10 protein-coding genes are annotated in these 11347 nt (G+C 52.7%); 4 read left to right on the forward strand and 6 right to left on the reverse strand.

The genetic code is table 11. The annotated features are described in order from the left end of the window. The first annotated feature begins 178 nt into the window (after window positions 1-178). From V0288_RS24285 to V0288_RS24295, 3 genes are all read left to right on the forward strand, one after another. Complete coding sequence (locus V0288_RS24285; RefSeq protein WP_332867778.1) at window positions 179-2878, forward strand: phycobilisome rod-core linker polypeptide; 2700 nt, start codon at window positions 179-181, stop codon at window positions 2876-2878. 292 nt (window positions 2879-3170) lie between these two features. Next, the gene (locus V0288_RS24290; RefSeq protein WP_332867779.1) at window positions 3171-3389 is read left to right on the forward strand and encodes a hypothetical protein; all 219 of its coding nucleotides are present in this window, start codon (window positions 3171-3173) and stop codon (window positions 3387-3389) included. Between the two features lie 33 nt (window positions 3390-3422). After that, on the forward strand, window positions 3423-5090 hold the full coding sequence (locus V0288_RS24295; protein ID WP_332867780.1) for a mechanosensitive ion channel family protein: 1668 nt from the start codon (window positions 3423-3425) through the stop codon (window positions 5088-5090). A 305-nt stretch (window positions 5091-5395) separates the two neighbouring features. Here the strand turns inward: V0288_RS24295 and bchB are convergent, their stop codons facing one another. The 3 genes from bchB to V0288_RS24310 all read right to left on the reverse strand — a co-directional run bounded on the left by bchB (window position 5396) and on the right by V0288_RS24310 (window position 7952). After that, window positions 5396-6922: a ferredoxin:protochlorophyllide reductase (ATP-dependent) subunit B gene (bchB, locus tag V0288_RS24300; protein ID WP_332867781.1), complete on the reverse strand. Its 1527-nt coding sequence runs from the start codon at window positions 6920-6922 to the stop codon at window positions 5396-5398. Between the two features lie 217 nt (window positions 6923-7139). Beyond that, the gene (locus V0288_RS24305) at window positions 7140-7352 is read right to left on the reverse strand and encodes a hypothetical protein (protein ID WP_332867782.1); all 213 of its coding nucleotides are present in this window, start codon (window positions 7350-7352) and stop codon (window positions 7140-7142) included. 30 nt (window positions 7353-7382) lie between these two features. Then, the gene (locus V0288_RS24310; RefSeq protein ID WP_422662069.1) at window positions 7383-7952 is read right to left on the reverse strand and encodes a pentapeptide repeat-containing protein; all 570 of its coding nucleotides are present in this window, start codon (window positions 7950-7952) and stop codon (window positions 7383-7385) included. Window positions 7953-8022: 70 nt separating this feature from the next. Between V0288_RS24310 and V0288_RS24315 the strand changes: the two genes are divergently transcribed. Then, complete coding sequence (locus V0288_RS24315) at window positions 8023-8652, forward strand: DedA family protein (RefSeq protein WP_332867784.1); 630 nt, start codon at window positions 8023-8025, stop codon at window positions 8650-8652. 58 nt (window positions 8653-8710) lie between these two features. Here V0288_RS24315 and V0288_RS24320 read toward each other — a convergent pair whose 3' ends face one another. The 3 genes from V0288_RS24320 to V0288_RS24330 all read right to left on the reverse strand — a co-directional run. Next, on the reverse strand, window positions 8711-9013 hold the full coding sequence (locus V0288_RS24320) for an RNA recognition motif domain-containing protein (RefSeq protein WP_332867785.1): 303 nt from the start codon (window positions 9011-9013) through the stop codon (window positions 8711-8713). Window positions 9014-9231: 218 nt separating this feature from the next. Further along, window positions 9232-10065 carry a 1,4-dihydroxy-2-naphthoyl-CoA synthase gene (gene menB / locus V0288_RS24325; protein ID WP_332867786.1) on the reverse strand — a complete coding sequence of 278 codons (834 nt, stop codon included), beginning with the start codon at window positions 10063-10065 and terminating at the stop codon, window positions 9232-9234. Between the two features lie 211 nt (window positions 10066-10276). Then, on the reverse strand, window positions 10277-11347 hold a 1071-nt coding region (locus V0288_RS24330), incomplete at its 5' end, for a tetratricopeptide repeat protein (protein ID WP_332867787.1).

Below are 11347 nucleotides of genomic sequence, written 5' to 3' on the forward strand. Positions count from 1 at the left end.
ACGCTCCCGCCCCCTCGCTATCTCTAAAAATTTACACAAAACTTAATAAACTATCGCGGGAAGTCCAAAACGTTTTAATCTAGATGCTGATTAACTTTTAAACATCTGGTTTTAAGACCGATCGCCTCCACGATTGGAGAACTCAGCAATCATCGTCAAGGGAGATAGTGAAAATCCAATGAGTCTTAAGGCAAGCGGTGGAAGCTCCTTAGCGCGTCCCCAACTCTATCAAACGGTTCCCGTCTCCGCGATCACGCAAGCGGAGCAACAAGACCGATTCCCGGCCAAGTCCGAACTCAACGAACTGATCGCCTACTTCCAATCGGGGAGCAAGCGTTTGGACATCGCCGGTCTCATCACCCGGAATTCCGATCTGATCGTCTCGCGCGCCGCCAACCGGATCTTTACCGGGGGATCGCCGATGGCTTATTTAGAGAAGCCTCCCGTGGAAGAAGTCGCGATGGTCGGCGCCGGCAAAACCGGGAACGTTCGCGACGCGATGCAATTGGGAACCGTGACCTACGCGGAAAGCGGGGGAAGCGGTGGCGGGGGATTATTCGGCGGATTGAAAGGGATTTTCGCCTCTACCGGGCCGATTCCCCCCGGATTCCGCCCGATCAACGTTTCCCGCTACGGGCCGAGCAATATGCAGAAATCCCTCCGGGATCTCTCCTGGTTCCTGCGGTACGTGACCTACGCGATCGTTGCCGGCGATCCGAGCATTATCGTGGTCAACACCCGCGGCTTACGGGAAGTGCTGGAAAACGCCTGCTCGATCGATGCCACGATCGTCGCCCTGCAAGAAATGCGCGCCGCGTCCCTGGAATATTTCGCCCGCGATAAAGAAGCGGCGAGCCTGGTGAGTGACTACTTCAACGTTCTCTTGAGCGAACTGAAAGCCCCCACCCCCAATAATAAACTCCGTCAGCGTCCCAGTGGCGACCAGCAAGGGTTAAGCCTGCCGCAAAGCTACTACAACGCGGCGGAAAAACGCCAGAAGTTCGTGATGAAACCGGGATTATCGGAATCCGAAAAATCCTCGGTGATCAAGGCGGCTTACCGGCAAATTTTCGAGCGCGACATTACCCGCGCCTACAGCCAGTCGATTTCCGACCTGGAATCGAAGGTGAGAAACGGCGATATCTCCATGAAAGAGTTCGTCCGTCGGCTCGGAAAATCCCCCCTGTATCGGAAACAATTTTTTGAACCGTTTATTAATAGCCGAGCTTTAGAATTGGCTTTCCGTCATTTTCTCGGTCGCGGGCCGTCTTCGCGCGAGGAAGTACAGAAATACTTCTCGATCGTCTCCGATGGGGGTCTCCCGGCTCTCGTGGACGCGCTCGTGGATTCTCAAGAATATTCCGACTATTTCGGCGAGGAAACCGTCCCCTACCTGCGCGGTCTGGGATCGGAAGCCCAAGAATGCCGTAACTGGGGAATGCAGATCGACCTGTTCAACTACAGCGCGCCCTTCCGCAAGGTTCCCCAATTTATCACCACTTTCGCCAAGTACGATCGACCCCTTCCCGATCAGCACGTTTACGGTTCGGGCAACGATCCGCTGGAAATCCAATTCGGCGCGATCTTCCCGAAAGAAACCCGCGAACCCAGCGCCAGCCCCGCGCCCTTCGGTAAGGATACCAAGCGTATCCTGATCCACCGCGGCCCCGCCATCAACAACGAACGCGGGAATCCCTCCGCCCGTGGCGAACAGCCCGGTTCTCTCGGGGCGAAAGTGATCCGCCTCAACAACGAGTTACCCGGAGCCAGCAACGGTGTCGGCGTGAAATTCGGCGAAAGCTCGACGCAGAAAGTGATTCTCGCCGCGTATCGTCAGGTATTCGGACGTTTACCCTACGAGGGGCAACGGTTGAGCGTTCCCGAGATCAAGCTGGAAAACGGCGAGATCACCCTGCGGGAGTTTATCAAAGCGATCGCCAAGTCGGACGCGTTCCGGAAACTGTACTGGACTCCGTTCTACGTGGTGAAAGCGATCGAGTATATCCACCGTCGTCTCTTAGGTCGTCCTACCTACGGTCGTCAGGAGATGAACAAATACTTCGATCTCTGCGCCAAAAAAGGCTTCTACGCGCTCGTCGATGCCATTATCGATAGCCCCGAGTACACCGAGGCTTTCGGCGAAGATACGGTTCCCTACGAGCGTTATCTCACCCCGCAAGGGTTACAGTTACGCACCCGTGTCGGTTCGCTCCGGGAAGACATTGGTAAACGCGTCGATAAAGAGGAAACCCCTCGCTTTATCGAACTCGGTCAACCCTCCGGACTCCGCACCGAACCCGACGTTCAATCGCGTATCGCGCAAGGTGTCACCGCCCAACGCGACCAGACGAAGATCTTCAAACTGCTCACCACCGCGGATAAAGTGGCCGTGGGTAACACCATCCGCGCCGCTTACCGTCAGATCTTCGAGCGCGACCTCGATCCCTATATCATCAACGCCGAATTTACCGCTCTAGAGAGTAAATTGAGCAACGGCGAGATCACGGTGAAAGAGTTTATCGAGGGCTTAGGTTGCTCGGATCTGTACCTGAAAGAGTTTTACGCTCCCTATCCGAACACGAAGGTGATCGAACTGGGAACGAAACACTTCCTCGGTCGCGCTCCCCTCAACCAGAAAGAGATTCAGAAATACAATCAAATTCTGGCCACGCAGGGACTGAAAGCGTTTATCGGCGCGATGGTGAATAGCCTGGAGTACCTACAACTGTTCGGCGAGGATACGGTTCCCTACCGTCGCTTCCCGACCCTCCCGGCCGCGAATTTCCCGAATACGGAACGGCTATACAACAAGCTGACGAAACAGGATAGCGAGCTTGTCGTACCCAGCTTTAAACCCGTGGTTAAGGTCGGCGGTTAATTCGATCGATCCTTGATTTGTAGACTGTTAGCTCGCGCCCGTCGCGAGCTTTTTTTTCGGGGAACCGCGCGGTTGTAATCGTTGGCATTTTTAATTTCCTCTCTAATGTCAGTTCGGGTGAAGGGGATTTCGTCAGGACTCCGACGAGAGAATCAGGGTTCCAGCCCACGTCAGAATCACGGTTCCGGCTTATCCCGAACTCGGGTAGTCTGTACCAATTCCGGGCAACGGGCCCCGGTTTACTTACGCCCTCGCGGAATCCCGGACCCGCTTGCCGGGGATAGCGGCGCGGGTGGTCGGCACCGGCCCCGCCACCGCCGACGATCTTCAACCAGCCGCCCGACAGGTTCTTGAAATAGTAGACGATAAAGATTATCTTATTGCCTGTGTGAAAAATGGGAGCGAGCGTTTAAGAACTACCGGCGCTCGCGATCGCGTAACCCACTATCTTCTCGAAAGTTTAGACGAAATTCCGAATAAATCTATTAATTTCGATGAAGCGATGCTTTAAAAAAATAATTTCTAACCCGTGAAAATTAAGAATATGACTCCAAAACGACAGAACGGCTCATCAATGGCGAGAGAATTCTTTTTCTGGTTGTTATTGGTCAGTTTGGTATTTTTACTCACTCAAGTAGATTGGGCTTTTTTTCAGGGGAACCAACCCGCTCAAGCTCTGGTACCGGGGTTTGTTTCCAAAGCAACGATCGAGCGGCAGGGAAATATCGAATACGGTTATGTTACTCTGGATGGAAAGCAACTTTTTCCAGTTACGGCCAACGTCACGTCCGGAAATACGACAACGGATTTATCGCCCGTACAAGCTCGGATCGAGTCCATTGAAACAACAATATATCGCCTTCTAAAACGGGATTTTTCGCCGCAAAACTTCTATGTTACGGTGGCATCTCTAGATCGCCAGACAGTTATTTTGGCAGGCGATCCAACGAAAAATATTCAAGAAATCATCCTAACGGTCACAGAACTCGATAGTCAATTCGAGGGAAAACCGGTTTCTGTTTTGGCTAAAAATTGGGCTTGGCAACTCCAACAAGCCTTACTCCAAGCTCGGGAAGATCGTCGTCCGGAAGCTCGTCAGCACCAAATCTTTCAGGCGGCCTCGATCGGTATCGCCAGTGGAATCATTAGTCTAGCGTTATACGGAGTTCACCGCTGGATCTATTCACTTTTCGATCGGCGCAAACAACAACTCCTTCAATCTGCCGAAGAGCAACTGTCTTTGGATCTCGCGACTCCTGGCGGTGACATCAACCAAAATTTTCAGCGGTTACAAGCCCTCAAACAGCGACAGATGCTCAACCTTTTTCTGCGTCGATCGCTACGATTGATCCAACTGGTCGTATGGGGGGTAAGCCTTGCCGGAATTCTTCTCACTTTTCCCGAGACTCGGAGTTGGGGAGAAACCCTGATAGCTTTTACCCTTAAATTGTTCATTATTATTCTATCCATGCTGGCGGCGGCTAATATCAGTCATTTTTTCGTCAATCAACGCTTAAAAAGCTTAGTAGAAGAAGCCTCGATCAAACCGGACGAGATGCAACGAATGATCTTGCGAACCCCGACTCTCGCCAGTGGTCTGAACGAAATTCTTAAGTTTACCGCTTGGTGCCTCGCTATTGCTTGGTTAATCAACTGGGAGCAAGTTCCCATCGGAGCGCTTTGGACGGGAGCCGGACTGCTTAGTGTTGCCTTGAGTTTAGTCTTTCAAAATTTACTGCGGGATTGGTTAAATGGATTTCTCATTATTTTTGGCGATTACTACGCTGTCGGAGATGTGGTCAAAATCGCCGATACGACGGGCCTAGTCGAAGCGATCAGTTTGCGAAGCACTAAAATTCGCGGTGACGGAGGAAGCCTAACTACCATTCCCCACGGTCAAGTTACCACGATTCGCAACCTGACCAAAGACTGGTCGCGGGTAGATTTTAGCGTTATCATCGCCCGAGATGCCGATCTTGCCTACGCCATGCAAGTCATGAAGCGAGTCGCTGAAGACATGGCCAGCGATCCGGAATGGCGATTAGATATTTTAGAACCGGTCAGTTTGATTGGAGTTGAGTGTCTTAGTGCCAGCGGGACGCAAATTTCGCTCTGGATCAAAACCAAACGCTCAAAACAATGGACCGTGGAGCGGGCATTTCGTTATCGATTGAAGCAGGCGTTCGAGCGCGAGGAGATTCCGATCGGCTAACCTATCCCGAATTTCAAAAAACAAGACAGACTTGCTAAAAACGACTACCGATAAAGCTTCTAGAATAACCCAGTCGCTAGTTACAATTCTCGCGCTCTAAACTCTCATTTCGATCCCCCCTACCCCCCTTAAAAAGGGGGAGAAATGAAAAAAAGTCCCCCTTTTTAAGGGGAATTTAGGGGGATCGGCCAGCTAGGATTTATAACTAGCGACTTACGTTAGAATAGATTTCCTTTTCAGTAGGAAAGCGATCGAAAAAAAAAGGCGGGTTCGTTACCCACCCTCTTGTTTTTTTACGTGCCTTTTCACGCTCCCACGGATTCTTTCGCGGCGTACATCACCTCTAGGGTAATCTCGCCGATACCGCGTTCGCGGGCGAATTTCTCGGTGTTCCGTTTCACTTTGCCGCGCACGAAACCGGGGACTTTCTGTAACTCCGCGGTCGCTTCTTTGTTCCAGTTCAGATCGGAATCGGCGGAAATTCCCTTGGTAATTACCTCTTTCGTATCGTGACCGCCGAAGATTTCCAATAGGTGATCTTCCATTCCCAGGGTGAAGGAATTGTACACGAGATCGGCGATCTGATTGGTTCCCTCGTAGCCGAGAAAGGGTTTATAACCGAGGGGAAAATTCTGGATATGAATCGGCGCCGCGATCACCCCGCAGGGAATATCGAGACGTTTACCGACGTGACGTTCCATCTGGGTTCCGAAAATGGCGGCCGGTTCGATACGGGCGATCGCGTCGCCAATAGCCCCATTATCATCACTAATCAGCACCTCGTCACAATACTCGCTCACCTGTTCCCGGAACCAATCCGCGTCGTATTTGCAGTACGTCCCGGCTAACACGACATGAATCCCCATTTCCCGCGCGAGAATCTTCGTCATCACGGCGGCGTGGGTATTATCGCCGAAAACGACCGCTTTTTTTCCGGTCAGGTTCTGACAGTCGATCGAACGGGAAAACCACGCGGCCTGAGAGACGTGCAGGGTTTGTTCGTTGATAAAGTCCTCGTAATCTACCCCCGCGCCGCGCTCGTTGATTACCTGTTGGATTTTGCGAATACAGCGCGCCGTCTCCACCACTCCCATCGGGGTAATATCCACATAAGGCATTCCGAACTCGCTTTCGAGATATTTGGCGGTCATTAAGCCGATTTCTCGATAGGGGACGAGATTAAACCAAGCGCGGGGCAGATTTTTCAAATTTTCCACCGAAGCGCCCTCGGGAATCACCTCGTTCACCTCGATGCCCAGATCCGCCATCAAGCGTTTTAATTCGGTGCGATCGTGTTGGTTATGAAAACCGAGGGTGGTGAACCCGATCAGATTAACCGAGGGTTTTTCCGTTTTATTTTCGGGAATTTGCCCTTTTTTTGCCGCTTTATCGAGGTAATACTTTACAATTTGAAATAGAGTTTTATCGGCCGCCTGTAGTTCGTTATAGCGGTAATGATTGACATCCGCGAGTAAAACGTCGCCTTTTGCGTCCAGTCGCGCGCGTTCGACGAAATTCTGGAGATCTTCTTGCAGGATGCTAGAGGTACAGGTGGGCGTGAGGACGATTAAATCGGGGGTTTCCTCGCGATCTTTGCGGACGATGTTATCGACCACTTTTTCCTGGGAACCGCGCGCGAGAACGTTTCGATCGACCACACTCGCGGTCACGGGGGTAAAATCGCGCTCGCGTTCGAGCATCGATCGCATGACGTTAAAATAATCATCCCCTAGCGGGGCGTGCATGATCGCGTGAACGTTTTTAAAAGAGCTCGCGATTCTCAAAGTGCCGATGTGCGCGGGGCCGGCATACATCCAGTAGGCCAGTTTCATAAGATCTCTCCTACAGTTGCTCCCGAAATCAGGACGGGGATAATCACTGCTTTCGATTGTCGCAAACTTCACGAGATCGCGAGTGAACACTTAATGTAAGATTACAAATTTGTCAATACAGATTAAGCGATTTTCCGAGAAGAAATGCAATAAATATTAATGCCTAGATCGGGAAAGACACGAGTTTTCAGGCCGTACAGACCTCGATAATTCCGCATTAAAACACTTCATCCTCGATTCCGAGCCACCATTCTCCTAGCTTCATCAGATCTTCCTGAATATCCTCGATTTCTCGAAGATATTCCTCGTGAGAAAGTTCGGAGCGGCGTTCCTGTAGTTTTTTAAGGCGTAACTGCACCAGTAACCACGGCTTCGAGATACCGTTCGTTTCCTCGATGTAACGGGCTAAATTTTGGCTGTTAAGGGACATAATTTCACAAAGAGCGATAAATTTACTGGTTTATTTCGCCTCACGGTTTACGATCGCGCTGCGATCGATCGAAGTTCCTTCCAGACAGGCGGCCTCGAATAGCGCGCCGTCGGTGATACAGCGATCGAGATTGGCGCAGAGAAGATTCGATCGACTGAAATTCGTCCCCCGCGCGATCGCCCCGAAGAAAATCGCCTCTTCTAGATCCGCGCCCGCAAAATCCGCCCCCGCTAGATTCGCGCTGGTAAAATCCGCGCCCGATAGAATCGCCCCGCGAAAATCCGTCCCCCGCGCGTCCGCGCCGCGAAAATCCGCGCCGGTGAGATCCAGATGTTCCATGACCGCGCCCGCGAGAAACGCCCCCGCGAAACTCGCCCCCGACACCCTCGCTTCTAGTAAAATCGCGCCCCGGAGATCGGCATTGCGAAGATCCGCGTTCCGGAGATCCGCGCCGGTGAGATCCGCGCCCCGCAAATTCGCCCGTAAATTCGCGCCGGTGAGATCCGCGCCGGCGAGATCGACCCCCGCTAGATTTTTCCCCCCCAAGTCCTTGATCTGACCCTCGCGGATCGCCGCTAGATCGCCACCCGAAAAACTCATCATCGTTACCTGTTCAATTCCTGTATAAATAGCTTAAAATAATCGTAAACCTTTGTTAACAAGACGATTCATGTCTCTAGAGTTATTATCCTTAGAAAATATTCAAGAAATCGCCCGTCAATATGGGTATTGGGCGGTATTTATCGGGATCGCCTTAGAAAACACGGGAATTCCCATTCCGGGAGAAACGATCACCATCGTCGGCGGGTTTCTGGCCGGGAGTGGTGAGTTAGATTATTGGCTGGTTCTGGCCGTGACGATCGCCGGGGCGGTAATCGGGGATAATTTCGGCTACTGGATCGGCCGCGCGGGAGGTTGGCCGCTGTTGGTAAAAGTCGGAACGTTTTTTCGCGTTCCCGTTAACAAAATCGAGGAAGCGCGGGATAAATTCCGGAAAAACGCCGCTCAAGCCGTTTTCTTCGGTCGTTTCGTCACTCTCCTGCGGATCTTCGCCGGGCCGATGGCGGGAATCGCGCGAATGCCGTATCCGAGCTTTTTCCTGTGTAATTTAGGCGGGGCGACCGTTTGGGCGGCGATTATCGTCTCGGCTTCCTATTTTCTAGGGCGGTTGTTTCCCCTGCACGAAGTGGTCGAGTCGATCGCGCGTTTCGGCCTGTTCGCCCTACTCGTCGTCGGTGCCTGGTTGGTTCTCGCGTTCGCGATCGACAAGATCGAGAATCGGAAAACCGCGACCCGATAACCGGGGAACGATAATAAGGGCGAGAGAATTTGAATTTCCCTCGCCCTTTACCGATGATTTAATACCGATCTCGACGGCCACCCCGGCGATCGCCACCGCCTCCCCCACCGAAATTATCGTCTTTCGGACGGGCTTTATTGACACGAATCTGTCGTCCCATCCATTCCGCGCCGTCGAGGGCCTCGATCACTTTCGCCTCTTCCTCATCCGAGGACATTTCCACGAAACCGAAACCGCGCATTTTCCCCGTTTCTCGATCGACGGGTAAATACACGCGGCTAACCTTCCCGTATTCGGCGAATACCTCCTCTAAATCCTCTTTCGTGACCTCGTAAACCAGATTACCAACGTAAATCGTCATGGATTGTCTCCCAATATCAAAACCGCTTCGAGAAGGAGATCGGACACAACCCAGTCAAGATCATCAGGGAAAAACCGCCTCTGTTTGAAACCAACGCTGTTACCGAACTGAACTACTCTTGAATACATCCCCCGTATCGGGATACGGAAAATAGTTATTCACCCGTCATCATAACATACGGCGGGGCATTTATTGTAGCGGTATCGGCGCGATCGCTCTCAGGGCAACCAGGGATAGTTCCGGAAATCGGGGGGACGTTTTTCGAGGAAAGCCTGTTTTCCCTCGGAACCCTCTTCGGTCATGTAGTACAGTAGGGTCGCGTTGCCCGCGAGTTCCTGTAGTCCCGCCTGACCGTCACAGTCGGCGTTAAAGGCGGATTTCAGGCAACGGATGGCGAGGGGGCTTTTTTCGAGAATTTCTAGCGCCCATTGAACGCCCTCTTTTTCCAAGTCCTCGACGGGTACGACCGTGTTCACCAGTCCCATGTCTAACGCTTGCGCCGCGGTGTACTGACGGCAGAGAAACCAGATCTCGCGGGCTTTTTTCTGTCCGACGATACGGGCGAGATAGCTGGAGCCGAATCCCCCGTCGAAACTGCCCACTTTCGGGCCGGTCTGTCCGAAAATGGCGTTATCGGCGGCGATGGTCAGATCGCAAACGAGGTGTAAAACGTGACCGCCCCCGATGGCGTAACCCGCCACCAGCGCGATAACTACCTTGGGCATCGATCGGATTAAACGCTGGAGGTCGAGAACGTTCAACCGGGGAACCCCGTCATCGCCGACATATCCCGCGGTTCCCCGTACACTCTGGTCGCCCCCGGAACAGAAAGCGTATTTCCCGTCGGTGTGCGGCCCCGCGCCGGTCAGTAAAATCACGCCGATACTCGAATCCTCCCGCGCGTCCGCGAAAGCCGCGTACAACTCGAAAACTGTTTTCGGGCGGAAGGCGTTACGCTTGTGAGGGCGATTGATGGTGATCTTGGCGATGCCGTTCCATTTGTGGTAGAGGATATCCTCGAAAGCTTTGACCGATTGCCACTCGACGTTCATAGGACGGGCGATAGAGAACCGTTTTTTACAATACCGGAAAAACGGGTAAGGGTTGGGACAAGGCGGGCGCGAGACCCCGTAACCTACGAAATTTCGCCGATATCCCGCCCCCTAACCGGTACTGTCTCCGGAAGTTCGGAAGGCGATCGAGATTCCGGGACGTTTTCGGAGATCATCGCGGCATCTAGTAGCCAGCGGAGGTTATCGAGGGTCATCGCATGATCCACGGGGAAGTCCTCGCGGTGTAAACTTCTAAAGCTCGCCCGTAGAACTCGATCGCCCGTTCTAGATTCTCGGCCCGATCACCCCTAATTCGGTCTTTGTAAGCATCGGCGAGGTTATTGAGGGTCGTTGCCCATTGGAGAGGAAAATCCTTGCGGGTTCTGACTTCTAGAGCTTGCCAGTAGAATTCGATCTCCCTCTCTAAATTCTCGGCCCGATCGCCCCAAATTCGGTCTTTGTAAGCGTTGGCGAGGTTATGGAGGGTCGTTGCCCATTGGATAGGGAAATCTTTGCGGGTGTAGACTTCTAAAGCTCGCCAATAGGACTTGATCGCCCTCTCTAGATTCTCGGCCCGCTCTCCCCGAATTCGGTCACTGTAAGCGTTGGCGAGGTTATGGAGGGTCATTGCCCATTGCACGGGGAAATCCTCGCGGGTGTAGACTTCTAAAGCTTGCCGGTAGGATTCGATCGCCCTCTCTAGATTCTCCGCCCGCTCTCCCCGAATTCGGTTCTTGTAAGCGATGGCGAGATTATAGAGAGTCATCGCGTGAGCCACGGGGAAATCCTCGCGGGTTCTGACTTCTAAAGCTCGCCAGTAGAATTCGATCGCCCTCTCTAGATTCTCCGTCCGTTCTCCCCGAATTCGCCTACTGTAAGCGTTGGCAAGGTTATTGAGGGTCGTGGCCCATTGCACGGGGAAATCCTCGCGGGTGTAGACTTCTAAAACTTTCTGGTAGGCCTCGATCGCCCGTTCTAGATTCTCGGCCCGCTCTCCCCGAATTCGGTCACTGTAAACGGCGGCGAGGTTATTGAGGGTTATCGCCCATTGCACGGGGAAATCCTTGCGGGTTCTGACTTTTAGGGCTTGTCGGTAGAATTCGATCGCCTTCTCTAGATTCTCGGCCCGCTCTCCTCGAATTCGGTCACTGTAAACGTTGGCGAGATTATAGAGGGTCATCGCATGATCCGCTGGGAAATCCTCGCGGGTTCTGACCTTTAGGGCTTCTAGGTAAAATTCGATCGCCCGTTCTAGATTCTCGGCCCGCTCTCCCCGAATTCG

Source organism: Pannus brasiliensis CCIBt3594 (assembly GCF_036688125.1).
In the GTDB taxonomy this organism is placed as follows: domain Bacteria; phylum Cyanobacteriota; class Cyanobacteriia; order Cyanobacteriales; family Microcystaceae; genus Pannus; species Pannus brasiliensis.

Bases quoted from the DNA above. Each gene is read 5' to 3' on its own strand.
- V0288_RS24315 (WP_332867784.1), top strand. From the start codon at position 8,023: ATGTCTCTAGAGTTATTATCCTTAGAAAATATTCAAGAAATCGCCCGT.
- bchB (WP_332867781.1), bottom strand. From the start codon at position 6,922: ATGAAACTGGCCTACTGGATGTATGCCGGCCCCGCGCACATCGGCACT.
- V0288_RS24305 (WP_332867782.1), bottom strand. From the start codon at position 7,352: ATGTCCCTTAACAGCCAAAATTTAGCCCGTTACATCGAGGAAACGAAC.
- V0288_RS24285 (WP_332867778.1), top strand. From the start codon at position 179: ATGAGTCTTAAGGCAAGCGGTGGAAGCTCCTTAGCGCGTCCCCAACTC.
- V0288_RS24320 (WP_332867785.1), bottom strand. From the start codon at position 9,013: ATGACGATTTACGTTGGTAATCTGGTTTACGAGGTCACGAAAGAGGAT.
- menB (WP_332867786.1), bottom strand. From the start codon at position 10,065: ATGAACGTCGAGTGGCAATCGGTCAAAGCTTTCGAGGATATCCTCTAC.
- V0288_RS24295 (WP_332867780.1), top strand. From the start codon at position 3,423: ATGACTCCAAAACGACAGAACGGCTCATCAATGGCGAGAGAATTCTTT.
- V0288_RS24310 (WP_422662069.1), bottom strand. From the start codon at position 7,952: ATGAGTTTTTCGGGTGGCGATCTAGCGGCGATCCGCGAGGGTCAGATC.